This is a genomic window from Hymenobacter daecheongensis DSM 21074, from assembly GCF_900141805.1.
GTDB classification, from domain to species: Bacteria; Bacteroidota; Bacteroidia; order Cytophagales; family Hymenobacteraceae; genus Hymenobacter; species Hymenobacter daecheongensis.
The window spans coordinates 335843-359354 of sequence record NZ_FQYN01000003.1 but is presented as its reverse complement, the minus strand read 5'-3'; the positions used below and the strand labels follow the sequence as shown (position 1 = coordinate 359354).

The window sequence follows — 23512 nt, the reverse complement described above, 5'->3', positions numbered from 1 at the left end:
CAGCTTCGGTTTTATCAGCCTGAGCACAAAAAGGGCCTTTTTCGCTTTGTTGTAAGTCTATTGCAACGAAGCGGAAAAGGTCCTTTTTGTGCTCAGGCTGTTACTTGGAAGCTGTTTGAATTAATTCCGAAAGTCATGCTGAGCTTGTCGAAGCATCTCTCCCGCTTTGACTGGGTTCTTCAACGAAGCAGTAGAGATGCTTCGACAAGCTCAGCATGACGTTCTAGAGAGTGTGGACAGTGGCGGTAGCTTTGCGGTATGTTGCGCCGCCACGAATTAACCGAACGCGAATGGAAATTGGTCGAACCTCACACGCTGGGCCGACCCGGTACGGGCGGGGGGACGGGCCGCGACAACCGGCAGTTTGTCAACGCGGTGGTCTACCGCGTGCGCACGGGCTGCAGCTGGCGCGACTTGCCCGAGCGGTTCGGCCCGTGGAACACGGTAGCGCGGCGCTTCCGTCGCTGGGCCCAGGCCGGCGTGTGGCAGGCCTTGTTCGAGGCAGTGCAGGAACCGGACTACGCCTGGGTGCTGGTCGACTCGACCACGGTGAAGGCCCACAAAGCGGCGGCCGGGCAAAAAAAAGCGACGCAGCGGCCGAAGCGCTAGGCCGCAGCCGCGGCGGCTTGTCCACCAAGGTGCACGCCGTCGTGGACGCGCTGGGCAACTGCCTGCGCCTGGTGCTCACGCCCGGCCAGCAAGCCGATTGCACGCAACTGCCCGGGCTACTGGCCGGCTTGCCCCAAGCGCCCGGCGCGGTGGTGGCCGACCGGGCCTACGACACCAACGCCGCACTGGCCGCCGTGGCCGCATGCGGGGCTACACCCGTGATTCCATCCAGAACCTTGCGCGCACGCCCGCGCCACCACGACCCCAACCTGTACGCCGACCGCAACAAAGCCGAACGCTTCTTCGGCCGCCTCAAAGAAGCGCGTGGATTCGCTACCCGCTACGAGAAAACCGCTTCCTCCTTTTTAGCTCTGGCCCACCTACTGGCTGCTCTCGATTGGATGCGCTAACTGTCCACACTCTCTAGAAGTTGCCCAAACTAACTCAAACAGCTTCTCACACGCGCAAGTCAGCCCGCGGGCTGACTTGCACTCTGCTCAGCAGGGAGGTTCTGTCGGCGGCGGCGGTAGAAAAATGCGGAAGGTGGTGCCTTCATTCACGATGCCCGTGACCTCTACGTGGCCGCCGGCCTGGCGCAGAATCCGGTTTACGAGGTAGAGTCCGATGCCGGTGCCGGGCGTGTGGTCGTGGAAGCGGCGGAACAGCTGAAACAGGTCGGGACCGTAGCGGGCCACGTCGAGGCCCAGGCCGTTGTCCTGCACCGTTAGCATAGGTGTGCCGTCGGCACTGCAGCTGCTGACGCGGATGCGGGGCGGCCGGTCGGGGTGCGCGTATTTGAGCGCATTGCTGAGCAGATTGTACAGAATGCTCTGCAGATTGAGGCGGGCAAAATGCACCGTGGGCACCGCCGCGAAATCCAGCTCAAACTCGGCCCCCAGGGCGCTGGCCTGGTGGTGTAGGCTTTGCAGCACGTTCTGCGTGAGGCTGTGCAGCTCCACGGCTTCGACGGGAATGTGTCCGCTCTGGCGCTCGGTCTGCACCACGGCCGTCAGGCCCTCAATGGTGTTGTCGATCTGGTGCAGCGCCTCCTCAAACATCCGGATCATGAGCGGGGTCTGCGGGTCGTGAAAAGTGGCCCCGCGCTTCAGCTCCTCAAAGAGGCCGGCCATGTTGTTTACGGGCTGCTTCAGGTCGTGCGAAGCGGTGTACACGAAGTTGTCGAGGTCCTGATTGGTGCGGGTAAGCTGCTGGTTGGCGGCCGTGAAGGCATCGTTGCGCACGCTCAGCTCCTGGTTGGTGGTGGCCAGCAGCTGGCGGGCCAGCACTTGCTCGCTCACCTCGAAGGCAAAGACCAGCACCCCATCGATAGCGCCCGCCTCATTTTCGCGGGGCTGATACAGGAAGTTGAAGTAGCGCTCTTCCAGCCGGCCATCTTCAGCGCGAGCCACGGCCACGCTCATCGCCTGTTCCTGATAGGCTATGCCAGTGCTGTATACCTGTTGCAGTGCCAGCCAGGCGGGCTGACCTGCCAGTTCGGGCACGGCCTCGAGCAGGGGCCGGCCCAGCAGCTCGCGGCCGGGAAACAGCTGCTGGTAGCTGGGGTTCACCAGCTCATACACCATGTCGGGTCCGTCGAGCACGCAGATGACGGCGGGGGCCTGCATGAAGAAGCGGTGCAGGCGGGCCCGCTGCCGCTCGGCTTCGGCCTGGGCCAGCCGCAGCTGCGCGGTGCGGCTGGCCACGCGGGCCTCCAGCTCCTGGTTCAGCTCCCGCAACGACTGCTCGGTGCGGTACAGCTCCTCGTTATTGGCCCTGATTTCCTCATTGGCGGCCTGCAGTTCCTCGTTGGTGGCCGCCAGCTCCTCGTTCATATTGTCGGCCTGGTGGTAGAGGCCCCGCAGCTCCCGCTCTTTTCGCTCTACCTCCTGCCGGGCCAGCACCTGGGCCGTCACATCATTGGCAAACACCAGAATGCCATCGGCGTGGCCGGCTGCGCTCAACCGGGGCTGATACACGAAGTTGTAGTAGCGCTTGTTCAGTTCTCGTGGGTGCGAGTTGTCGTAGTCGAGCTGCACCAGCATTTCGGTGGCATGAAAAGGCTGGCCGGTGCGGTACACGGTATCGAGCAGCTCGAAAAATGGCTGATCCTGCAGCTCCGGCATCGCCTCCCGGATGGGCCGGCCCAGCAGGGGCCGCTCGCCCACCATGCGCTGGTAGGTGGGGTTCACCAGCTCAAAAATGTGCTCCGGCCCATCGAAGATGCAGATTATGGCCGGGGCCTGCATAAACGTGTCGTAGAGGCGGTTGCGCTGGCGCTCGGCTTCGGCGCGGGCACCCTGTTCGCGGGCCTTGCTTTCGCGCAGGGCCTGGGCCAGCAGCTGGCGGGCTTCTTCGGTAGTATCGGTGAAATTGACCAGCAGCAGCTGGCCCACGCGGCTGGCGGCCAGGCAGAAGTAGCTGTCGAGCCCATCGGCCTGGTAGCTGACATCGAAGCGAATGGGCTCCACGGAGCGAAAGGCGCGGCAGTGAAAGTCGAAGGGGCCGGTGGTGGAGGTGCCGGGGAAGCGCTGCAGGAAGGTTTCGGTGGGCCGGGCCGGCAGCCCCACAATGCGCTGGGCGGCCGGGTTGAGCAGCACGAACCGGAAATCGATGATGTCGTCGGGGGAATCCGGGTCGAAGATGGGCTGGTATAGAGCCATGCCATTGAGCGACACATTCAGAATGCCGGCCAGGAGCTCATCGACGAGCACCAGGTCGAACACGTCGGCAGGAACAGCGGGCAACGCAGGGGCAGACATAAGGCAGATAACTGGAAAACGGCCGCCAGCCACCGGGGCCGGCATGGGCGCAGACAGGCAAGATACGTAGGCGCGCCAAAAGCGCCGCCCCAACTCCCGCTACCAAGCTCACCAACCGGCCGGCCTCTTAAACTGTTCGGAAGCGGCCGGCCCCGATGCGTAGCTTTGTGGCCAGCTTGCGTAGAAAGCCGGTCAATGCCCACTTCTTCGGGCGTGGGTGAGCTACTAAAAGCGGTTCTGCGGAGCTTGCCGCTGGTAGCTCTCCACTTAACGCAAACAGCTACCTGGCCATCAGGTCTTTTTTTATGTCCCAATCCCCGTTGCCTTTCGATCAGCTGCCTTTTCATAATTCCTTCGTGGACGAGCTGCGGGGCGAGGAAACCGTGGATCTGCAGCCCCGGCAGGTGCCGGGCTACTGCTACTCGCCGGTGCGCCCCACGCCCGTAGCCGACCCGCGCCTGCTGGCGTGGTCGGGGGCGCTGGCCGAAGTGCTGGGCGTGGCCCGGCCCCCGGAGCGCGGCCCGGCCGTGGCGGCGCTGGCCGGCAACCTCGTGACGCCCACCATGAAGCCCTTCGCGGCCCGCTACGGCGGCCACCAGTTCGGCAGCTGGGCCGGTCAGCTCGGCGATGGCCGGGCCATGTCCTTGGGCGAGCTGACGGCCCCCGACGGCCGCCGCTGGGAAGTGCAGCTGAAAGGAGCCGGCCCCACGCCCTACTCACGCCGCGCCGACGGCCGGGCCGTGCTGCGCTCCTCGCTACGCGAATTTCTGTGCTCGGAGGCCATGCACGCGCTGGGCGTGCCCACCACCCGCGCCCTGAGCCTGGTAAGCACCGGCGACACGGTGGTGCGCGACATGTTCTACAGCGGCAATCCGCTGCCCGAGCCGGGGGCCATCGTGGCGCGGGTAGCGCCCACGTTCGTGCGCTTCGGCAACTTTCAACTGCTGGCCGCCACCGGCGAAACCGATAACCTGCGGGCGCTGGCCGACTACGTTATCCGCCACCACCACCCGGAGCTGGGCGAGCCGGACGCGGCGGCGTATCTGCGCTGGTTCGAGGAAATAAGCCGCCGCACGGCCGATATGGTGGCCCACTGGATGACGGTGGGCTTCGTGCACGGCGTGATGAACACCGACAATATGTCCATCCTCGGCCTCACCATCGACTACGGCCCCTACGGCTGGCTGGAGCCCTACGACCCCACCTGGACCCCCAACACCACCGATTTCAGCCAGCACCGCTACGCTTTCGGGCAGCAGCCGCAGGTGGCGCTCTGGAACCTGGCCCAGCTGGGCCGCGCCCTGCTGCCGCTGGTGCCCGAGGGCGTGGCGGCCCTGAACCAGGTTTTGCAGGAATACCCGGCCCGCTACACCGCCACCTACCACCAGCTGCTGCGCCGCAAGCTCGGCCTGCCCACCACGCACCCCGACGACGCGGCCCTATTCGATAGCCTGCCCCCGGCCCTCACCACCTCCGAGGCCGACATGACGCTGTTCTTTCGCCGCCTCTCGCACCTGCCCCCGGCGCTGCTGGCCACTCCGGAAACCCAGGAAACATTGTTCGGGGAGCTGCTGGCGGCGGCCTGCTACGCGCCCGCGCCCGGCCCGGTGCACGAAACCCTGCTGGCCTGGCTGCGGCGCTACGCCCACCGGCTGCGGCAGGAGCCGGCCGCCGGCGAAGCCCTGCGGGCCGGAATGCTGGCCGCCAATCCCAAATACGTGCTGCGCAACTACCTCGCCCAGCAAGCCATCGAAGCCGCCGAAGCCAACGACCTGGGCCCGCTCAACCAACTCATGGAAGTGCTGCAAACGCCTTACGACGAGCACCCCGCGCACGAGCCCCTGGCCGCCCGCCGCCCCGACTGGGCCGAAAACAAACCCGGCTCCGCCACCCTGTCGTGCAGCTCTTGAGAAAGGTGAGTTAGTGATTTAGCGACTTAGTGAGTTCGATGTTCGGCTTGCGTAAAAGGCGCATATAGCGCAAGTGGCGCAGATTGAACGTCAAACTCACTAAGTCACCATTTCACCATCTCACCACTTACTGCGGGTGGAGGGTGAGGACGGGGGCGGCGGCTTGCAGGGCTACGCTTTCGGCGATGTTATTGCCGAACAGGTGCAGCAGACCGGTGTGGCCGTGGGTGAGCATCACCACCAGGTCGGCGTGGTTTTGCGCGGCGTAGCGCGGAATGCCCAGGCGCACCTGCGGGGCATTGAACACGTCGGGCTCGTAGGCGGGCAGCTGGTGGCGGTTGGCGAAGGCGTGAATGTGGTCGATGGCCTCCGCGTAGCCATTGGGCTGCGTTACTACGTCGAGCAGGTGCAGCGTGGCCTCGGGGAAAGCGGCCTGCAGCTGCCGCAGACTGGGCAGCATCTTGTCGGCCTCGGGCGAGAAATCGGAGGCGAAGACGATGGAGCGCACCGCGAAGTCGGGGGCCGGGTGTTTCACCGTGAGCACCGGGCAGGGCGCCAGCCGCACCAGGTGCTCGGCCAGCGAATCGGGCGTGAACAGGTGCAGCGTGGGGGCGTGCTCGTGGGCTCCTACCACCACCAAGTCGAAGTGCTGCTCCCGAATCACCTCCAGCACGGCTTCATTCACGGTGCCGGTGGCAATACAGTCCTGCACGGCCACCTCGGGGGCCATGCGGGCCACTTCCGCCATCAGCTCGTGCATCCGCTGCTTGGTGCGCTTGAGCAGCTCAATCATAAATACGCCCTCGCGCGCGGAGCCGCTCGCTACGCCGCCGGTGGTCACCATCGTGGAGCCGGCGGGGGCATCCACCACATGCAGCAGCGTGAGATGGCCGCCGGTGCGCCGTGCCAGTTGCAAGGCCACCTCCAGCGCATTGTGAGCCTCAGCGGAAAAATCAGTGGGAATAAGGATGTTTTGCATGGCGGAGGCGGGTAGAGCGTGAACTGCCGGGACGTGCGCGGTATTCGTTTTGATATAATAATTTATAAAAATTTTATGATAAAACCATAGACAGGTTCGCCACCGGAAGCAGGAATTCTGAAAAGTCTATTGCGGAGCTTTGGAGCTGATTTTTGCCCTAATTTGGCTCGCCACGGCAGCGCCGCTGCCGGCCGAATGAACTTAAGCGCCGCCAGACGGCTTGGCACTAGCGGCGGCCCCGCGGCAGCTGGCGGGTTCCGGCCATTTCTGCCCAGTATAGTAGTAGCTTGCCGCCTGGCCTTCCGGCCTTGCGCCCACTCACGGGTTTCCCACTCATGTCTTCCTGCTATCAGCCGTCTGCCGAGCTTCTGCACGCCTTTGGCTTCGTGCGCTACGCGGCCCCGCCCCGGCAGGCCCGCTACAGCCGCCCCAGCGCCTGCGGCCAGGAAACCATTGTGCTCTACGACGACGACGAGCTGACGCTGCTCGAAGCCGTGGAGGGCCGGCTGCTCTACAGCTTTCAGGGCCGGCTGGCCTCCGAGGCTGAGTTTCGCGTGCTGCTGCGGCAGGTAAACTGGCCCGCGGAAGTGGGGCCAGGGCAATAATTCTCTCTTAAAGAAAAAGGTGATGGATCAAGATTTACAGCTCAGTCTGGCTAATAATGCCAAGGCGTGGCAGGCCCTTTCGCTCTTTATCTCGTCGGCGGAGAAAACGGCATTCGACAAAACGCATGATGCCCTGTTCGTTACCTACGGGGCGCATTTCATGGCCCACGTCTACCGGCTGGCCTTCGAGAAAGTGCTCCAGAATATGCCCGATGCTGAGCGCAGCAAGCTGTTCACGGCCTTCCAGCAAGCCACCGAAAGCGCCATCGACCAGCATTACTCCACCCACCCCTCGGTAGCCGCGTGCCTGGCCTGCCATGCCCGCAAGCCTTGAGCGGTTAGCAAGTAGCCAACCCAAGCTGCGCCGTCGAACAAGCTAGCCCCAGCGGGGCGGCATATCGGTAGAGAAATTCGCATGAAGCGTTTCAAAAGCCCCAGCGGGGCGGCACTGTCGTTCAACGATTGGTGCCGCCCCGCTGGGGCTTTAGTGTGCTTTTGCCGGTTGATTCTACCAATATGCCGCCCCGCTGGGGCTTTGGACCTACTTTCTGGGCGCTCTACTACCGATATGCCGCCCCGCTGGGGCTAGCTTGTTCGACGGCGCAGCCTGGGTTGGCTACTTGCTGTCATCTAATATCTTTTGCTCTGATAAACTCTGATAAACGGTGTGTTATAGCAAAGGCTAACAGCTGTTGGCTAGCTGCTTAGTCCTTCATAATGCGCTGGGTCTGGTCGAAATTGCGGCCTTTGAGGCTGAGCAGGTAGATACCGGGGGCCAGATGCGCCGTGGAGCGGTTCAGCTCGGCTTGCAGCAGCGCCACCGGGCCGTGCAGGCGCAGCATGGGCGGCCCTTGCGGCAGCGAGATTTCCAGGCTGAGCGCCCCAGCCGCGGCCGGCACTCCGGCCAGACTGAACAGGCGGGCACCCTCCACCGGGTTGGGGTACACGTACAGGCGCGGAGCCGCCACGTTGGCCGGGGCCAGCCCCGCGAAGTTCACCCCAATCAGCACCGGGTCGTGGTCGGAGGAGCGGAAGGGGCTGGCGGCATCCGTGTTGGGCCCGGCCAGGCTGTACTCCAGAAAAATGGGCTCGGCGGAGTTGATGTTCCACTTGTGCACATCAATAAAGCCCACCAGATTGGACGTGACCACGCAATGGTCGAGCGAGCCGGTGAAGCCCTTGAACACGTAGGAGGCGCTGGTCGGCGGCGTGACCACCACCAGGCCGGCCGTACGCATGATGTCAATAGGGTCTTCCTCGTAGTTGGCGTTGTAGTCGCCGATGCTCACCACGCGCTTCGTGCCGGCCGGAATCACCTGCTTGTTGATAAACTCCACCAGCGCGTGGGCCTGCGTGCGGCGGCGCTCGTTGGAGCCGCCCTGCCCGTCGTTCAGGTCGGCATTCAGCCCGCTGCCGCTGCTCTTCGATTTGAAGTGGTTGATAACCAGCGCCAGCGTATCGGGGCGGGCTTTGCGCCGGGTGCTGAAAAGCTGGGCCAGCGGTGGCCGCTCAAACACGCCCGCCACGGGGGCCACCAGCGCCGCGCCAATAGGCCGCACGGCGGCGGGCTTGTAGAGAATGGCGCAGCGAATGGCATCGGTGTTGTTGGGCTGCTGGTCGGGGCCGCCATCGTCGATGAAGGTGTAGGTATTAGCGCCCATTGCCTCATTCAGCCCCCGCACCAGATCCTGCAGGGCCGAGGTGGGGCCACTGCCGTCGTTCTCGATTTCCGTCAGCCCCACGATGTCGGCATCCATGCGGGCCAGCGCCGCGATGATCTTGCTGCGCTGCCGGGCAAAATCGGCCGCCGTTTTGGCTCCGCGCGGAGTCGGAAAACCGCCGCCGGCCCCGTCGCCGTTGAAATAGTTGAGCACGTTGAAGCTCACCAGCTTCAGATCGACGCGGCCAAAAGTGGGCACGCCGGGACGGCTGACGGAGAAAACGGGGGCATCGGGGCCGGGCAGCGGCTGCACCCGCCACTTGCCGAAGCCGTAGCCCAGCACGCCGCGCAGCCGCGCCACTTTGCTGCCCACCCGCATGGTGCCCAGCGTGGGGCTCAGGTAGGGCACGGAAGCGAGCTTGGTGGCCGAGCTGCCATCGTCCAGCAAGAGGCTGCGCTCCAGGTTGGCGGCCTGATAGGCCGTGATGGCGGCCACGTTGGCGGTGCCAGTGCTGGTGGTGCCGGTAGCGGGCGCGTCGTTGGGGTCAATGAACTGCGTGGGCTGATACGTGACGCCGCCCATGGTCAGGGTCATCTCGCCGCGCTGCTGCAGGCTATACACTTCCGATACGGTGAGGGGCACGGGCAGCTGAATCCGCATGCCCTCGTAGCGCTCCAGCGCCGCCGTGGAGAATGACGTGGCGGCCAGTTGCACGAAGCTGGGCGCATCGTGGCTGCCGGAGAGCACCTGCACCTGGGGCTGAATGAGCACGGCCTGATCGAAGGAAGGCGCGGCGGCGGTTTCCTGCACCGTGCCGGTCACGCGCACCTTGTCGCCGATGCTGACGATGGGGGAGCTCTGCGCCACAAACAGCGCATCGGAAGTAGCGGGGTTGCCGTCGGAGGCGGAAGCCACTTCCTGCACGTAGAACCCGGCCGGCTCCAGATTAGGATACACGGCCGTCACGATGCCCTCAATGGTATATGTGCCCGGCCGGGCCGCCAGCCCCGTGCCCTGAATGGTGCCAATGCGCGTGATGGCCGCCGACGACTCCGCCGCCTGCGCCCAGGCAGACGAAGTAGGCAGCACCGCCGCCAGGGAGAAAAACAACAGAGTGGCGGATAATTTAGAAGTCAAAAACATGGTGCGAGAGGCAATGGGTGGGATAATCGGTATTTGTGATTTAGTGCTATTTATAAATAAAATATTTATATACAAGCAATCTTGGTTAACATTAGGTTACTATTTTTTCGGCTGATGTTTTTTTACCTCCGCACGGTGGCTGATTTGTAGCAGCCTCGCAATTCGTATTCACTCCAATTTGACACCGGAAAAAGCCCCCAGCCCAGCGCCCATGACCGCCCGCCGCTGCTAAAAAACACTTCCGGCTCTTGTCGCACCTCCGCTCCGGGTCAGGGAAAAGCGAGGCGGCGGCCCAACTGTCAGCGCCCCGACGGATCTTTGCGGCCATGACCACATCCCGCGCCCCGCTCTCCACTTCCCAGCCGACCGTGCCGCCCGCGCTGCGCCGCCTACGGCTGGGGTTTCGCCTGCTGTCGGCGGTTTCTACCCAGCTGGCTTTTCGGGCCGCGTGGCGCGTGTTCACCACCCCGCGCCGGCTGCCGCCGAAGAAATGGGAAGCAGCGGTGCTGACCGAAGCGCGGCCGTTGGCAGTGCCTTTCGGCGCCGGCACGCTGGCGGCGTATGAATGGGGTCCGGCCGCCGGGCCTGTGGTACTGCTGGTGCATGGCTGGGAGCATCGGGCCAGCTTCTGGGGCGCTTTTGCCAAAGCGCTGGCCGCGGCCGGCTACCGGGCAGTGGCCTTCGATGGGCCGGCGCACGGGGCCTCGCCGGGCCGCCGCACCACGCTGCCCGAGTTCGGGGCGGCCATTCAGGCCGTGGCCGATGCGGTGGGTCCGGTGTGGGGCGTAGTGGCGCACTCGTTTGGCGCGGCGGCCACGGCCGGGCTGCCGGTGCACTTCAATGGCGGGCAGCTGCTGCCGCGCCTGGTGCTGCTGAGCGTGCCGGGCAGCACGCCAGCCGAGTTTCAGCGCTTCGCGGAGCTGCTGCAGCTGTCGGCCAAAGTCACGGACCGGATGCTGCGCTTTGTGGAGGCCAAGGGCGGGCGGCGGGTGGAAAGCTTCAGCCTGACGCGGCCAGACCATCCGGTGCCCGCCGTCCGCGCTCTGCTTTTCCACGACCACGCCGACGAAACCATTCCCTTCGCCGAAGCCCAGGCCATTGCCCACCACTGGCCCGGCCTCGACTTTCGCCCCACCACCGGCCTGGGCCACAACCGCATCCTGCGTGACCCGGCCGTGATAGCGCAGGCGGTAGCTTTTTTGGAAGCATGAAAGACAGGTGGCCCGCTTGCATTTTGGCACCTGGAACTGACTGCCTAACTCAAGTTGCGAAGTATCACCTTTGAGCCCTGAAGGAGCGACAATTTCGTTCAATGGTGAGTGCCGCCCCGCTGGGGCTTTAGCGCCGTTTTCCCTAATCGTTGCTACCGATATGCCGCCCCGCTGGGGCTCAATACTTTACAACTTAAATCACCTAAATGCCCTCCTGGCCAGCGGCACTAAGCTGGCGCAGCACGTCGCGCAGGCCCTCGGGCTCGGGCAGCAGCGCGGCCAGGTGCCCGAGGTAGTCGGCCTCGGCGCGCAGGCCGCGCTTGATCTGGCGCAGCTCGGCTTCCTGCTTTTTGCCGGTGGCGGCAAAGGTGCTGGTGGGGCCATATTTCAGCTCGTTCAGGCGCTGCTTCAGCTCGTCCTGCTGGCGGCGCAGGGCCTGGGTGTAGCGGGCCAGCAGGTCCTCCGACTCATTATCGGTGCTGCCGGGAGCGTGCTCAGAAAGCAGCTGGAGCAGCATATACAGGTCATTGGCCTCGTAGGCCCGCGTGATTTGCTGCATCCGCGCGGTTTTTTCCTGGGCCAGGGCGGGGTCGCGCTCCAGGTCGGGGTGGTTGGCGCGGGCCAGCTGGCGGTAGAGGGTTTTGGTGTTGCCCAACAGCTGTTGCTGCTCTTGCCGGGCCGCGGCTTCCTGGGCTTGCTGCTTCTTAGTTTTGCGCTTGGCGGGCGCAGCTTCGTGCGGCTGGGCGGGGTCGGGGCCGGAGCTGGCGGCCGGCGCGGCCGCCTGGGCGGCGGGCGGGGCGTGACGCTGCAGAATGTCGGCCACGTATTCGCCGAACCGGTCGCGCAGGGAGTGGGCGTTGTGGAGAATCAGCTCCGTTATCTGACGGTGCTCGGCGCGGCTGAACCAGGGCAGGAGCAGGGCTTCTTCCAGCGGCGCAAATAGCTGGCGGCGGGCTGCCACCACCGCCTGGGCCAGCGGCCCCACCTGCTGCCAGTAGCGCCGCCGCGCATCGGCCTGCCCGCTTTCCAGCTCCCGCAGCCGCTCCCGCAGGTTTTCGACATCCAGCACGGCCTGCCGGAAAGCCTGCTGCGCCGGTGTGCCCGGTGCTTCGGCCGGCGCGTGGGTAGGCAGGGAGTTGGCGGCGGGTAGGTCGGTAGCGGGGTTGTGCAGATTCATGTGGTGAGATAGTGAGATGGTGAAATAGTGAAATGGTGAGATAGTGACTTAGTGAGTTTTTCGTTCTGTCATCCTGAGCAAAGCGAAGAACCTTATCACACCAGAACAAGTCGCAACAACGATTGTCGTTCTCATCCCATAAGGTCCTTCGCTTTGCTCAGGATGACAGACGATTAAAACGCAACACCTCACCCAAACACCTCATATGCTACCCGAAACGTGTTGCAGTGCGCGTCCACTATATCTGCAATCCGCTCGGAGTAGCCGCCGCCCATGCTGACGGCCACGGGCAGGCCATGCTGGTGGCACAGGCCAAGCACCAGCTCGTCGCGGGTGCGGCAGCCGGACTGGGTGAGGGCCAGCTTGCCGAGCTTGTCGGTCGCCAGTACATCAACTCCGGCCTGAAAAAACACGAAATCTGGCTGCACCTGGGCCAGCAGGGCGGGCAGCGTGGCCCGGAGCCGGGCCAGATACGCCGCGTCGTCGGTGCCCAATGGCAGCGCAATATCCAGGTCCGACTGCTCCTTGCGCAGCGGATAGTTGGCCCCGGCGTGCATACTGAAGGTGAACACGCGGGGCTCGTGGCGGAAAATACTGGCCGTGCCGTCGCCCTGATGCACGTCTAGGTCCACGACCAGCACCTGCCGGGCCAGGCCGTGGTGGAGCAGGTAGGCGGCAGCAATGGCAATGTCGTTGAGCACGCAGAAACCCTCGCCGCGGTCGGCAAAGGCGTGGTGAGTGCCGCCGGCCAGGTTCAGTGCCACTCCATCGCGCAGCGCGTGCCGCGCCGACTGCACCGTGCCGGCCGCGCTGCTGAGAGAGCGCAGCACCAGCCGCTCGCTCTGCGGCAGCCCCAGCCGCCGCACCTCGGCCGCCGAGAGGCGCTGGTCGCGCACTTTGGCCCAGTATTCCGGCGTGTGCACCCGCAGCACGTCTTCCTCGGCGCACAGGCCGGGGTCGTAGAAATCCTGGGGCGGCGCAATGCCCTGCCACAGCAGCTGCTCCCGAATCAACTCGTATTTGGCGATGGGGAAGCGGTGGCCGGCAGGCAGCTCCAGGGTGTAGCGGGCAGAGGTGGCAAGGCAGGGCATGGATGGCGCAAAGATAGCCCGCCGCCCGGCAGCCGTGGGCCGCGTCGCGCGTAGCCGCTTCCGCTTCCGGGTCAAATAAAGTTGTGCCCCACAATATAGATATGCGCTACTTTTAAGCCGCAAACCACTCCCGATACCTGGCTATGAGCAACATGATCCAATTCGTCGCCAACCACGACGACCTGTCTACGGACAAAGGCTTTCAGTTTAAGTTTTACTGCGATAAATGCCGCAACGGCCACATGTCGCGGTTTCAGACCAACGCCATGGGCATGGCCACTAGCTTGCTGAACGCGGCGGGCAGCCTGTTTGGGGGTATGTTTCATGAGGCCGGCAACGCCGCCTACCAGATGCAGCGGGCCGTGGGCGGCAAGGCCCACGACGAGGCCCTGGAAAAAGCCGTGCTCGAAGGCAAGCAGTTTTTCAAGCAATGCAACCGCTGCGGCCATTGGGTGTGCCCCGATGTGTGCTGGAACCACGCCGCCGGCCTCTGCGAGGACTGTGCCCCCGACGAGCACGAGGAGCTGGCCGCCCAGCAAGCCCTGGCCGCCCGCGAACAGATTTATACCAAAACCCGCGAGCAGGACTACGTGAAGGAGCTGGATTTCATCAACCGCGGCACCATCATCCAATGCCGAAGCTGCCAAACCAAGCTCGCTCCCGATCAGAAGTTTTGCCCCTCCTGCGGCACGCCCAATGCCACGGCCCAGCCCAGGGAAAAGTTCTGCACCGGCTGCGGCACGGCCATGCAGCCCGAGCAGAAGTTTTGCGCCGCCTGCGGCAAGCAGCACTGAGAAGCTGTTTGAGTGAGCGGGGGCTCGGTGTAGAGACGCTGAAATGAAAAGGCGAGCGGAAACCGCCGAATCTTTTGTGCGCCTGATTTGACCGGCTGCACTTTTTGCGGGCGGGCTCCCGCTGCCCGGTATATTTGTGCCTTCGCTCTCTGGCCCATCCCGCTTCCCGTTCGCTTTTCGCTCATGTGCAGGCCGCTCGCCTTTTTCGCTTTTGCTCTGCTGCTGTGCCCGGCGGCCCCGGCGTTGGCCCAGCAGCCCGCTCAGCCCTGGGGCAGCTGGCTGATTGGCACGGTGCAGCTGCCGGGCACCTCCGAGCGGCGCTGGGGCGGCTTCGCGGAAGCGCAGGTGCGCACCAACCGGGTGCTGCGGCAGTACTTCTACCACGAGCTGAAAGCGGGCCTGAGCTACGATCTGGACAAGAATTTCACGGTGCTGCTGGGCGGCGGCCGCTATGCCACTTCCGACTATCGGGCCCTCGATGCCGGCCCGCTCAACGTGGAGCGGCGGCTGTGGCAGCAACTGGTCTTGAGCCAGTACATGAGCCGCCTGCGGGTAGAGCACCGCTACCGCGTAGAGCAGCGCTGGTTCCGGCACCGGCCCGATAGCAGCAGTTTCCGCGGCCGCCTGCGCTACCGCCTGAACGCTTTTCTGCCCCTGAACCACCCCACCATCAGCAACAACACGGTTTTCCTGTCCGTTTACGACGAGCTGTTTATCAATCCCACCGGGCCGCTGCTGGAGCGCAACCGCCTCTACGTCGGCGTGGGGTATCAATTTAACGCCCGTCTCACGCTGCAAACCGGCTGGCTGCACCAGGCCAACTACAGCCAGCGCCCCCTGCCCGCCGCCCAGATCGGCCCCCAAAATGCGCCCCGCAAGAGCAATGTGGTGCTGAGCATGGTGTACCGGCTCAATACGCACAAAGCCACGGCCGCCCCCGAGCACCTGCCCACTCAGCAGGATTAACCCGCAGCACGGCCGCGCACTAAGCCCTACCGCGCCCGCTCCGACATGCGCCGCACCAGCGCCGTCACCATCCGGCGCGGCGTGAAGCGCACCGACTGCGCCATCAGGGTGTTCAGCACGCCATGCACCGCCACCGTCTGGCCGCGCAGCAGGGCCTGGTAGCCATATTCGGCCACTTCAGCGGCCGTGGGCAACTTTTTGCCCTTCACCAGCTTCGAGTCCTGCAGGGCCGCCGCATCTTGAAAGCCCGAGGCGGTGGGGCCGGGGCACAGCGCCGTCACGGTCACGCCGGTACCCTGCAGCTCGTTGGCAAGGGCTTCCGAAAAGCTCAGCACGTAGGCCTTGGTGGCATAATACACGGCCATCAGCGGACCGGGCTGGAAGGCGGCAGTGCTGGCCAGCTGCATGATGCGGCCCGAGCGGCGCTCCAGCATGCCGGGCAAAAACAGCTTGGTCAGGTGAGTCAGGGCCCCAATGTTCAGCTGAATCATCTGCTCTTCCTTGGTCCAGTCGGTTTCGGCAAAAAAGCCGAAGTCGCCGAAGCCGGCGTTGTTGATGAGGTAGTCTACCGGGATGTGGCGGCGCTGCAGCTCGTCGAACAGCTGCTGCGGGGCGGCGGTCTGACTCAGGTCGGCGGGCAGCACCACGGCTTCAATGACATATTGCTGCTCCAGCTCCTGACGCAGCTGCTGCAGGGCTTTTTCACTGCGCGCCACCAGCACCACCCGGCACTTTTCGCGGGCAAATACGCGGGCCAATTCCAGCCCAATGCCACTGCTGGCACCGGTAATCAGGGCAGTTTTCATACGGAGTAAGGGTTGGTAAGGAAATGCAAAAAGCGCCCCGGCTGCGGGCCAGCCTATTTTTTCAGGCCTGCCAGCAGCAGCGTGAGCGTGTAAGTCATTTTTTCCTGCACCGGCGCGTAGTCTACCTCGTAGGCGAAGCGCGTGCGGGAGCGTTGCACGGCCTCGTGCTTGATGCCATCGGCCACGGCCAGCAGCGCATCGGCGGCGCGCTCGGGCTGCAGCTTCAGAAACTCGCGGTCGGCCACGCCTTCGCGCAGCAGCTGGCCCAGAAACGTCAGCTCCTGCTCGCGCACCGCTTGGTACACGTCGTCGAACATAGGCTCCAGCCGCTGCAGGCTCTCAATGCTGAGCTGGTGCAGGTTCAATACCTGGCGGTAGTAGTCGAGGCGGCCCAGGAGGTAAGCCAGAATCTTGTCGGTGGCGCGGGTGAGAGGCTGCACCTGCTCCTGCAGCGCCGTCAGGTAGCGCTCCGCCTCGCGCAGCACCACCTGAATGAAAAGGTCTTCCTTGTTTTTGTAGTAGTAATACAGCGAAGCCTTGTTGAGCCGCGCCGCGTCGCCAATGTCCTGCAGCGTGGTTTTATCGTAGCCGAAGCGGCTGAAGCACTGCGTAGCCGCCTTCAGAATTGCCTCGCGCTTGTCGTCCCGTTTCACTGTCATGGTACGGCAAAGATAGTAGGTTTATTTGCTTTTCAAACAATGAGACAGAAAGTTTGAAAAGTCTAAACAATAAACTCTAATACCCGCACCACGTCGCCCACGCGCAGCCGGCCGCCCTGCACAATGCGGGCCGTGAGGCCGCCGTGGCCGCGCATGGCGTTGTAGCCGCCGGGTCCCAGCTCTTCTTCCATGCGGGAGCAGGGGTGGCACTCGCCGGTTATTTCCAGAATAACCTCCTCACCCAGCCGCACCTGCCGGTTCTTCAGCGCCAGCAGATTCAGCCCGCTCACCACCAGGTTGCGGCGCAGCCGACCGGGCTCCACGGCCCCCGACAAGCCCAGAAAGCCCGCCACGGCCGCCAGGTGCTCGTGCTGAATAAGCGTGATCTGGCGCTTGCCGCTGGGCTTGGGGCGGGCGTGGTCGCCGGCCAAGTGGCGGTCGGTTAGCACCTCGGCTTCGGGCAGGCTCACGAGCGGCTCGCGCCGCGCGGGCCGGATGCCGATCCACTCCACGCGGCCCTGCTGGGGCAGTGTGGTCAGCATCTGCGCAATTTTCGATTTGTCGTCGCCGAAGAAGGGGAAGGACATAAAGCAAGGATGAAGTAGGGAAGAAAGAAGCTGAAGAGCTGCAGGATCACCCGCTTATCTGGCGGGCCACGAAGAACGCGGCCCCGGCCGCCAGTGCCCCGATGCCGGCCATGCGCAGCGCCCCGAGCACAGGCGGCTGGCCGGTGAGGCGGCTTTTGAGGTAGCCAAACAGCAGCAAACACACCAGCGTAATAACGGCCGACCACAGCAGGCCCTCGGTGGGCGTGGCGGTAAAAAAGTAGGCGCTCAGCGGAATTAGACCGCCCAGGGCGTAGGAAATGCTGATGGTGGCGGCGCTTTTGGGGGCCTGCCGGGGGTCGGGCTTTTCGAGGCCCAGCTCATACTTCATCATAAAGCGCACCCACTGCTCCGGGTCGGCGGTCAGCTCATGCACGGCCAGCTCGCGGGTGGCTTCCGAGAGGCCGATTTCGGCCAGCAGGTCGCGCACTTCGGCCCGCTCCACTTCCGGCACTTCCAGCACTTCGCGGTGCTCGCGGGCCAGCTCGGCCGCGTAGTGCTCCACTTCGGTGCGGCCCGCTAAGTAGCCGCCCAGGCCCATCGCAATGGAGCCGGCCACTATTTCGGCCAGCCCCGCCGTAATCACCAGGGCTGAGGAGTTCACGGCTCCGCTCAGGCCGGCCGCCAGCGCGAAGGGCACCGTGAGGCCATCGGAAAGGCCAATGACGATATCCTGGAGCATGGCTGAGCTGGTCAGGTGGTCTTCGGGGTGCGGGTGCGAATGAGGGTGCGGGTGCATGAGCAGAAGAGGCCAGGTGAAACCGGCGCTCAAGTACGCGCATTTCGGGCGAAGGTGGGCGCGGGCTGGCCCGAGAGCGGCAAATGGGCAAACCCCGCCCGCTTTCGTGCGTAAAGCAGGCAGCAGCGCGAAACAGATGCGCGCAGCCCCGCTCTTTTCAGCAATCCAACCTTATGGCTACCAAAGACACCACCAAAAAACCCGCCGCCAAAGCTGCCGCCCCCAAGGCTGCTGCTGCCCCCAACGGCACGGCCCGCGTGAGCGTGCAGCCCCTTATGAATCAGCAAACCCACGCGCCGGCTGCCCTGCAGAAGTACGGCACCGTGTCGCAGCGCCTGCCCATCGGCCTGGCCGACAAGGTGCGGATGGAGAGCGTGACCATGCTCAATCAGTTGCTGGCCGATACTATGACCCTGCGCGACCTCTACAAAAAGCACCATTGGCAGGTGGTAGGCCCCACATTCTACCAGCTGCACCTGCTCTACGATAAGCACTATGAGGAGCAGAGCGTGCTGGTGGATACCATTGCCGAGCGCATCCAGATTCTGGGCGGCGTGGCCATTGCCATGGCCCCCGATGTGGCCGAGCTGACCACCATTCCGCGCCCGCCCAAAGACCGCGAAGAAGCCCCAATTCAGGTGTCGCGCTTGCTGGAAGCCCACCAGATTATGCTCAAAAACTGCCACGAGTTTGCCAAGCGCGCCGACGATAGCGGCGACGATGGCACCAACGACCTGGTGGTAAGCCAGGTGATGCGCACCAACGAAATGCAGGTCTGGTTCGTGTCGGAGCACGTAGTAGACACGCCACTGGCCCGCGCCAACTAAGCAGATTTCCTTTCCTCTCAAAACGCCCGGCATCGTCACGATGCCGGGCGTTTTTGCGTTTGGCGGTGGGAGTGAAAGGGTATAAAGCGGCCAGACCGGGCACTTTGGAAAAAATAAAACGCGCCCGACCCAGCCAATTCAAACAGGATGGGTTTCTGATTACCAGCCACAAAGCCCGCATTAGGCATTCCTGATGGGGCACAGTTCGTAAAAAAACCGACTCCTGGCTTGCACCGCGTGCCTCAAGTGCCTACTTTTGTCCCCACTTCGCCTCCTCAGCGAAGCCAGAAGCATCGGCTTCTGCGACAGAGTAAAGTGTTTTTGAATCAGTCGCGCACGTGGTGAAACTGGTAGACACGCCATCTTGAGGGGGTGGTGCCTTCGGGTGTGGGAGTTCGAATCTCCCCGCGCGCACTCTACACGAAACCCCGCCTTAGCTTAGCTGAGGCGGGGTTTTTGTTTTCGCAGCTAGCTGGCAAGTGGCTTCTAGAGCGTTTTTGGGAATTGTCATGCTGAGCGAAGTCGAAGCATCTCTACCGCTTCGCCTGATTGCCAAACAGCTTCTTCAGAAGGATGTTATCCCACGCGGCCAGCCGGCGTCAGAGTGCCCAAGACTGGCCCGTGTAGCCTTCCAGTCAGCTTTTTCGTAGGGAAGAGTTGCCGACCCGTGGCCGGCATTTGCTCACCCTATATGACGGAACTTCAACGCCTGCTCTGCGCCTACGATGCGCACCGCGCCGCCGGCCGCGCCTGTGCGCTGGCCTCGGTGGTGGATGTGGCCGGCTCGGCCTACCGCCGCCCCGGGGCCCGGATGCTGGTGACCGACGATGGTCAGCTGACCGGAGCAATTAGCGGAGGCTGCCTCGAAGGCGATGCCCGCCGCCGCGCCCGCCAAACCATCCGCCAGAGCCGCCCCTCGCTCGTCACCTACGACTCTACCGACCCCGACGACGACCTGCAGTTCGGGGCCGCGCTGGGCTGCCAGGGCGTGGTGCAGATTCTGCTCGAACCCCTCGATTGCTCTGACCCCGACAACCCGCTGGAGCTGCTGCGCCGCTGGACCGAGGGCGTGGCGGAGCCGGCCGTGGTGGCCACCGTGTTCAGTCTGGCCGGGTCCGCCGCCCCGGCCCAGATGGGCCAGCGGCTGCTGCTCACCGCCGATGGGCAGGTGCAAGGTAGCCTGAGCGCCAGCTCAGCGCTCCACGCTACCATTCTCGCCGATGCCCGCGCTGCCCTGCAAGCCGGGCAGCCTGCCACCTGCCATTATGCCGCTGGGGCCGGCACCGTGCGCGTGTGCCTCGAAATTCTGCGCCCGCCGGTTCGCCTCACCGTGTATGGGGCCGGCAACGACGTGCAGCCGCTGGTGCGCCTGGCCGCCGGCCTGGGCTGGCGCGTGCGGGTGCAGGATGGCCGCCCCGGCCAGGCCCAGCCCGCCCGCTTTCCCGAAGCCGAGGCCGTGCGCGTGGTGCCCCTGGCCCAGGTGCCCTACGAGCCGCACGATGGCAGCTTCACCCTGCTGATGACGCACAATTACTACTACGATCTGGCCGTGCTGCAGCACCTGCTCCACGCACCCGGATCCTACATTGGTCTGCTGGGGCCGCGCAAAAAGTATGAGCGGCTGCTGCTGGATCTGGAAAAAGCCATACCTGATGCCGCCCGGCTGCTGGCCGGCCGCCTGCACAGCCCCATCGGCCTGAACCTGGGCGCAGAAACCCCGGAGGAAATTGCGCTGTCGATAGTGGCCGAGATTCAGGCGGTGCTCACGGCGCGGCCGGCCGGCTTCCTGCGCGACTCGCCTCACCCGATTCATCCGCCGCTGCGCTCCGACGGCCCGTTGGTGGCCGAGGAGAGAACCAGCGCCGTTTGTGCTCTGAATTCGGGCGTTGAATGAGTGCTAACGCTTTTTTGCTGCTCGCCGCCGGCTCTTCCTCACGCCTCGGGCAACCCAAGCAGCTGCTGCCCTACGCCGGCCAAACGCTGCTGCGCCGCGCCGCCGAAACCGCCGTGGCCGCCGCCGGGGGCGGCCCGGTGGTGGTCGTGACGGGCGCTTTACACGAGTCCTTGCTCCCGGAGCTGGCGGGCCTGCCGCTGGCCGTGGTGCGCTGCCCGGAGTGGGAGCGGGGTATGGGGGCATCGCTGAAAGCCGGGCTGGCGGCGCTGGAAGCTGCTGGCCCGCTACTCAGCATCACGGTGCTGCTCTGCGACCAGCCCCACATCACGCCCGCGCTGCTGCGGCAGCTGCGCGATACCCACGCCGCCACCGGCCGGCCCATCGTGGCGACTGAATATGCCGGCACGCGGGGCGTGCCGGTGCTTTTTGGGGCGGTTGTGCTGCCGCTGCTGCGGGCGCTGGCCGATGAGGCCGGGGCCGCGCAGCTGCTGCGGCAGCACCCGCGGCTGGTGGCCGCGGTGCCCTTCGCCGGGGCCGCCGTGGATGTGGACACGCCGGCCCAGTACGCGGCCCTGCTGGCCACCGAGCCGGACGCTTAGCGCATCACCATGCCTTTCAGGGAGATGATGTATTCGCCGGTAGCGGCATCCTGACGAATGGTGTAGGCGGTGGGGAAGTATTTGCCCGTCACCTCGTAGGTGGCAGGCTGCTTGATGGCCTTCTCGATATTTACCCCCGGCACCAGTAAAGCCTTGGTGAACATGGGCTCAACGAAGGCGACTTTGCCGTCGTAGGAGCCGTAGATGAGGGTGTGGGTGAAGGCCGTGCCGGGCGTGAATTCGGGGCTGGTGGGGTCCGACCAATGACGGCCCATCATGGGAATGGTGCGGCCGGGCACCACATTGGGCGGCGTGATGTAGCCGGCAGGCAGTTTGGCGGAGGCCGGAAAAATGTCGCCTTTGGGGTCGTCGAGCGTAATGGCGTGCTGCACACTCATCGGTATCATGTAGAAGTGTGCATCGAAATGCGGCAGCGTGTAGATGCTGGCGGGCTCGTGGCCGTTGGGGTTCCAGTCGAAGGAAAGGTGGTCGAAGGGCATCTGGGCGGCGGCGGCGTTGGCGGCAGGCAGCGGCACGTCGTACATGGTGCCGAAGGCCGGAGTGGCGGGCAGGCTGTTCAAGGCCGCCTGATTGACGGCCACGCCGATTTCCGTCGGCTTGCCGTCGGCATCGGCTGCTACGAAGCTGCGGGCGCTGCCCGTACCGATCTGTACTGCGGGTCCGTATTCGAGGGAAGGCTGTTTGGGTGAGTCGTTGTTATCGTCGTCGTCGCAGGAGGCCAGCAGCAGCGGGCCACCAAGCGCCAGCAGCGCCAATAAATAGCGCAGAGCCACAGCAACGGAGTTTCGGGCGTTTTTCATAGCTGAAAAGGTTAGAGGTGAAACAAGTTCGGCCACTCAGCTAAGATAGTGAATTGTAGATTTTTATTTTAATAATGCATATTTGTATTGAAAAAGTATTATAAAAGAGAAATGTTTATTCCTCCTGCTGCGTATTTTTCCGCCGAACAAGGGGATGTTTGTCTAAACCATACGGTCGTTTGGCCAAGTTACCTCGCGGGCCTACTAATACCGGCAGGCTCGTTATTTTTGGGGCCGGGCGGCTTGCTGCGTCCCGGTCGCTACCTTTCGAGCTATGTCCAAGAAACCCGCCTCCCCGCCACCCGCCTACTTCCTCTCTCTCAGCCTGGAAAACGTGCGCAGCTTCGGCGAGAAGCAGACGATTTCCTTTGCGCAAGCGGATGGAAGGCCGGCACAGTGGACGATTATTTTGGGGGATAATGGGGTGGGGAAGACTACTGTTTTGAAGGCGCTGGCTGCGTTGCGGCCGATTAAAACGGGCTTCTCAGACGAAGATCATCTCATGCCAGCATATATGGAAATGAATGTTTCTAGATGGAAACCGATACGTCATTCAGGTGAGGGTACTACGATTATGAGTTGTAATACGCATATAGGGAGCAAACTATCCGAAGTACTAAATGCAGCAGTTGATATATACTCGATTAAAATTCCCGGCCCAGAAGCACAAAAAAAGGACGGATATGTGTTTAGCATCCCTGTGCTGGATTTATTAGATACCAATTTCACAGTATTAATTTGTTATGGATACGGAGCCGGCCGTACAGTTGGCAACTCAACAATCGGCGAAATTCCCGCCAATGATGATACTTGTGTCAGCCTTTTCGACGACCGAGCTGACCTACTCAATCCCGAAGAATGGTTCCTAAACATCGACTACGGCAGCAAGCTGGCCGGTGACAATGCCGAGCAGTTGAACAAGGCCCGGCATCTGGTAGAGGGAATGCTGAAGAAGGTTCTGCTGGGTGTTACAGACCTGCGCATATCTTCCACCGGCACCCCGCAGAAGCCGCAGATAAGCCTGGAGTTTTATCTACATAATACCTGGGTGCGCCTGCGCGACATGAGCCTAGGCTACCAAACTCTGGTCGTCTGGCTCACCGACTTCGCCAGCAAGCTCTTTATCCGCTACCCCGACAGCGAAAACCCGCTGGAGGAGCCCGCCATCGTGCTCATCGATGAAATAGACCTGCACCTGCACCCCAGCTGGCAGCGCAAGCTGATCGGCTTTCTGAGCGGCATCTTCAAGAACACCCAGTTCATTGCCACCGCCCACAGCCCGCTGGTAGTGCAGGCCGCCGGCGACGAGCCCAGCGGGGCCAACGTCGTCTTGCTCAAGCGCGAAGGCGACCAAACGGTAGTGTACCAGGGCGAAGACCTGCCCGATGTGCGCAGCTGGCGGCTGGATCAGATTCTGAGCATTGAGCTGTTTGACGAAGTGCCGGCCCACTCGCCCGATACCGAGAGGAAACTTCAGCGCCGCGATGCCCTGCTGGCCAAGAGCCGACTTTCGGCCAGTGAGAAGAAGGAACTGGCCGAGTTGAACGAATGGGACAACACCCAGCCGGTAGGCGACTCGCAGCCCGAGCGCAAGGCCGCCGACGTGCTGCGGGAGCTGGCCCGTAAGCTGGGCAAACAGGAGCTTATCGACTAGCGG

20 protein-coding genes, 1 tRNA gene and 2 pseudogenes are annotated in these 23512 nt (G+C 63.7%); 13 read left to right on the top strand and 10 right to left on the bottom strand.

Translation table 11 applies throughout. The features are described from left to right. Nucleotides 1-251: 251 nt before the first annotated feature. Nucleotides 252-1019: pseudogene (locus tag BUB62_RS07230) on the top strand (IS5 family transposase); the annotation flags it as partial. Between the two features lie 87 nt (nt 1020-1106). Here BUB62_RS07230 and BUB62_RS07225 read toward each other — a convergent pair. Continuing rightward, nucleotides 1107-3368, bottom strand: a complete 2262-nt coding sequence (locus BUB62_RS07225; protein ID WP_159437418.1) for a PAS domain-containing sensor histidine kinase — start codon at nt 3366-3368, stop codon at nt 1107-1109. Nucleotides 3369-3673: 305 nt separating this feature from the next. Between BUB62_RS07225 and BUB62_RS07220 the strand changes: the two genes are divergently transcribed. Beyond that, nucleotides 3674-5278: a protein adenylyltransferase SelO gene (locus BUB62_RS07220; RefSeq protein ID WP_073108031.1), complete on the top strand. Its 1605-nt coding sequence runs from the start codon at nt 3674-3676 to the stop codon at nt 5276-5278. 127 nt (nt 5279-5405) lie between these two features. Here the strand turns inward: BUB62_RS07220 and BUB62_RS07215 are convergent, their stop codons facing one another. After that, nucleotides 5406-6257 carry a universal stress protein gene (locus tag BUB62_RS07215; RefSeq protein ID WP_073108028.1) on the bottom strand — a complete coding sequence of 284 codons (852 nt, stop codon included), beginning with the start codon at nt 6255-6257 and terminating at the stop codon, nt 5406-5408. 335 nt (nt 6258-6592) lie between these two features. On the opposite strand from BUB62_RS07215, the gene BUB62_RS07210 reads away from it, so the two are divergent. Together BUB62_RS07210 and BUB62_RS07205 are read left to right on the top strand one after the other, a co-directional pair. Continuing rightward, a complete protein-coding gene (locus BUB62_RS07210; RefSeq protein ID WP_073108025.1) occupies nt 6593-6862 on the top strand; it encodes a hypothetical protein in 270 nt (89 codons plus the stop codon). 22 nt (nt 6863-6884) lie between these two features. Beyond that, the gene (locus tag BUB62_RS07205; RefSeq protein WP_073108022.1) at nt 6885-7196 is read left to right on the top strand and encodes a hypothetical protein; all 312 of its coding nucleotides are present in this window, start codon (nt 6885-6887) and stop codon (nt 7194-7196) included. Between the two features lie 370 nt (nt 7197-7566). On the opposite strand, the gene BUB62_RS07200 is transcribed toward BUB62_RS07205, so the two are convergent. Further along, nucleotides 7567-9633 carry an ExeM/NucH family extracellular endonuclease gene (locus BUB62_RS07200; RefSeq protein WP_073108019.1) on the bottom strand — a complete coding sequence of 689 codons (2067 nt, stop codon included), beginning with the start codon at nt 9631-9633 and terminating at the stop codon, nt 7567-7569. 359 nt (nt 9634-9992) lie between these two features. Between BUB62_RS07200 and BUB62_RS07195 the strand changes: the two genes are divergently transcribed. Next, nucleotides 9993-10877 carry an alpha/beta fold hydrolase gene (locus BUB62_RS07195; protein ID WP_073108016.1) on the top strand — a complete coding sequence of 295 codons (885 nt, stop codon included), beginning with the start codon at nt 9993-9995 and terminating at the stop codon, nt 10875-10877. A 202-nt stretch (nt 10878-11079) separates the two neighbouring features. Here BUB62_RS07195 and BUB62_RS07190 read toward each other — a convergent pair whose 3' ends face one another. Together BUB62_RS07190 and BUB62_RS07185 are read right to left on the bottom strand one after the other, a co-directional pair. Beyond that, nucleotides 11080-12054, bottom strand: a complete 975-nt coding sequence (locus tag BUB62_RS07190; RefSeq protein WP_073108013.1) for a hypothetical protein — start codon at nt 12052-12054, stop codon at nt 11080-11082. 188 nt (nt 12055-12242) lie between these two features. Next, complete coding sequence (locus BUB62_RS07185) at nt 12243-13145, bottom strand: histone deacetylase family protein (protein ID WP_073108010.1); 903 nt, start codon at nt 13143-13145, stop codon at nt 12243-12245. Nucleotides 13146-13297: 152 nt separating this feature from the next. On the opposite strand from BUB62_RS07185, the gene BUB62_RS07180 reads away from it, so the two are divergent. Further along, nucleotides 13298-13939 (top strand): zinc ribbon domain-containing protein, encoded by a 642-nt coding sequence (locus tag BUB62_RS07180; protein WP_073108556.1) that lies wholly within the window; start codon nt 13298-13300, stop codon nt 13937-13939. A gap of 183 nt (nt 13940-14122) precedes the next feature. Then, a complete protein-coding gene (locus tag BUB62_RS07175; protein ID WP_073108007.1) occupies nt 14123-14905 on the top strand; it encodes a DUF2490 domain-containing protein in 783 nt (260 codons plus the stop codon). A 26-nt stretch (nt 14906-14931) separates the two neighbouring features. On the opposite strand, the gene BUB62_RS07170 is transcribed toward BUB62_RS07175, so the two are convergent. From BUB62_RS07170 to BUB62_RS07155, 4 genes are all read right to left on the bottom strand, one after another. Further along, nucleotides 14932-15711, bottom strand: a complete 780-nt coding sequence (locus BUB62_RS07170; protein ID WP_073108004.1) for an SDR family NAD(P)-dependent oxidoreductase — start codon at nt 15709-15711, stop codon at nt 14932-14934. 53 nt (nt 15712-15764) lie between these two features. Then, on the bottom strand, nt 15765-16370 hold the full coding sequence (locus BUB62_RS07165) for a TetR/AcrR family transcriptional regulator (protein ID WP_073108001.1): 606 nt from the start codon (nt 16368-16370) through the stop codon (nt 15765-15767). A gap of 62 nt (nt 16371-16432) precedes the next feature. Then, nucleotides 16433-16957 (bottom strand): MOSC domain-containing protein, encoded by a 525-nt coding sequence (locus tag BUB62_RS07160; RefSeq protein WP_073107998.1) that lies wholly within the window; start codon nt 16955-16957, stop codon nt 16433-16435. Nucleotides 16958-17003: 46 nt separating this feature from the next. Then, complete coding sequence (locus BUB62_RS07155; RefSeq protein ID WP_073107995.1) at nt 17004-17714, bottom strand: VIT1/CCC1 transporter family protein; 711 nt, start codon at nt 17712-17714, stop codon at nt 17004-17006. Between the two features lie 173 nt (nt 17715-17887). On the opposite strand from BUB62_RS07155, the gene BUB62_RS07150 reads away from it, so the two are divergent. The 4 genes from BUB62_RS07150 (at nt 17888) to BUB62_RS07135 (ending at nt 21034) form a co-directional block, all read left to right on the top strand. After that, nucleotides 17888-18541 carry a Dps family protein gene (locus tag BUB62_RS07150; RefSeq protein ID WP_084538893.1) on the top strand — a complete coding sequence of 218 codons (654 nt, stop codon included), beginning with the start codon at nt 17888-17890 and terminating at the stop codon, nt 18539-18541. A gap of 332 nt (nt 18542-18873) precedes the next feature. After that, nucleotides 18874-18955: transfer RNA gene (locus BUB62_RS07145), tRNA-Leu, on the top strand. 277 nt (nt 18956-19232) lie between these two features. Continuing rightward, on the top strand, nt 19233-20435 hold the full coding sequence (locus BUB62_RS07140; protein WP_073107992.1) for an XdhC family protein: 1203 nt from the start codon (nt 19233-19235) through the stop codon (nt 20433-20435). Next, on the top strand, nt 20432-21034 hold the full coding sequence (locus BUB62_RS07135; protein WP_073107989.1) for a nucleotidyltransferase family protein: 603 nt from the start codon (nt 20432-20434) through the stop codon (nt 21032-21034). Before BUB62_RS07140 ends, BUB62_RS07135 begins: the two co-directional genes overlap by 4 nt. Here BUB62_RS07135 and BUB62_RS07130 read toward each other — a convergent pair. Then, a complete protein-coding gene (locus BUB62_RS07130) occupies nt 21031-21855 on the bottom strand; it encodes a DUF5602 domain-containing protein (RefSeq protein WP_073107986.1) in 825 nt (274 codons plus the stop codon). The genes BUB62_RS07135 and BUB62_RS07130 overlap by 4 nt on opposite strands. Nucleotides 21856-22129: 274 nt before the next feature. On the opposite strand from BUB62_RS07130, the pseudogene BUB62_RS19780 reads away from it, so the two are divergent. Then, nucleotides 22130-22300 (top strand): annotated as a pseudogene (locus BUB62_RS19780) (AAA family ATPase); the annotation flags it as partial. A gap of 498 nt (nt 22301-22798) precedes the next feature. Further along, nucleotides 22799-23509, top strand: a complete 711-nt coding sequence (locus tag BUB62_RS19515) for an AAA family ATPase (protein WP_234988648.1) — start codon at nt 22799-22801, stop codon at nt 23507-23509. The last annotated feature ends 3 nt before the right edge of the window (nt 23510-23512 follow it).

Bases quoted from the DNA above. Each gene is read 5' to 3' on its own strand.
- BUB62_RS07160 (WP_073107998.1), bottom strand. From the start codon at position 16,957: ATGTCCTTCCCCTTCTTCGGCGACGACAAATCGAAAATTGCGCAGATG.
- BUB62_RS07190 (WP_073108013.1), bottom strand. From the start codon at position 12,054: ATGAATCTGCACAACCCCGCTACCGACCTACCCGCCGCCAACTCCCTG.
- BUB62_RS07140 (WP_073107992.1), top strand. From the start codon at position 19,233: ATGACGGAACTTCAACGCCTGCTCTGCGCCTACGATGCGCACCGCGCC.
- BUB62_RS07165 (WP_073108001.1), bottom strand. From the start codon at position 16,370: ATGACAGTGAAACGGGACGACAAGCGCGAGGCAATTCTGAAGGCGGCT.
- BUB62_RS07225 (WP_159437418.1), bottom strand. From the start codon at position 3,368: ATGTCTGCCCCTGCGTTGCCCGCTGTTCCTGCCGACGTGTTCGACCTG.
- BUB62_RS07210 (WP_073108025.1), top strand. From the start codon at position 6,593: ATGTCTTCCTGCTATCAGCCGTCTGCCGAGCTTCTGCACGCCTTTGGC.
- BUB62_RS07135 (WP_073107989.1), top strand. From the start codon at position 20,432: ATGAGTGCTAACGCTTTTTTGCTGCTCGCCGCCGGCTCTTCCTCACGC.
- BUB62_RS07155 (WP_073107995.1), bottom strand. From the start codon at position 17,714: ATGCACCCGCACCCTCATTCGCACCCGCACCCCGAAGACCACCTGACC.
- BUB62_RS07175 (WP_073108007.1), top strand. From the start codon at position 14,123: ATGTGCAGGCCGCTCGCCTTTTTCGCTTTTGCTCTGCTGCTGTGCCCG.
- BUB62_RS07220 (WP_073108031.1), top strand. From the start codon at position 3,674: ATGTCCCAATCCCCGTTGCCTTTCGATCAGCTGCCTTTTCATAATTCC.
- BUB62_RS07215 (WP_073108028.1), bottom strand. From the start codon at position 6,257: ATGCAAAACATCCTTATTCCCACTGATTTTTCCGCTGAGGCTCACAAT.
- BUB62_RS07150 (WP_084538893.1), top strand. From the start codon at position 17,888: ATGGCTACCAAAGACACCACCAAAAAACCCGCCGCCAAAGCTGCCGCC.
- BUB62_RS07170 (WP_073108004.1), bottom strand. From the start codon at position 15,711: ATGAAAACTGCCCTGATTACCGGTGCCAGCAGTGGCATTGGGCTGGAA.
- BUB62_RS07205 (WP_073108022.1), top strand. From the start codon at position 6,885: ATGGATCAAGATTTACAGCTCAGTCTGGCTAATAATGCCAAGGCGTGG.
- BUB62_RS07130 (WP_073107986.1), bottom strand. From the start codon at position 21,855: ATGAAAAACGCCCGAAACTCCGTTGCTGTGGCTCTGCGCTATTTATTG.
- BUB62_RS07180 (WP_073108556.1), top strand. From the start codon at position 13,298: ATGATCCAATTCGTCGCCAACCACGACGACCTGTCTACGGACAAAGGC.
- BUB62_RS07185 (WP_073108010.1), bottom strand. From the start codon at position 13,145: ATGCCCTGCCTTGCCACCTCTGCCCGCTACACCCTGGAGCTGCCTGCC.
- BUB62_RS07195 (WP_073108016.1), top strand. From the start codon at position 9,993: ATGACCACATCCCGCGCCCCGCTCTCCACTTCCCAGCCGACCGTGCCG.
- BUB62_RS19515 (WP_234988648.1), top strand. From the start codon at position 22,799: ATGCTGAAGAAGGTTCTGCTGGGTGTTACAGACCTGCGCATATCTTCC.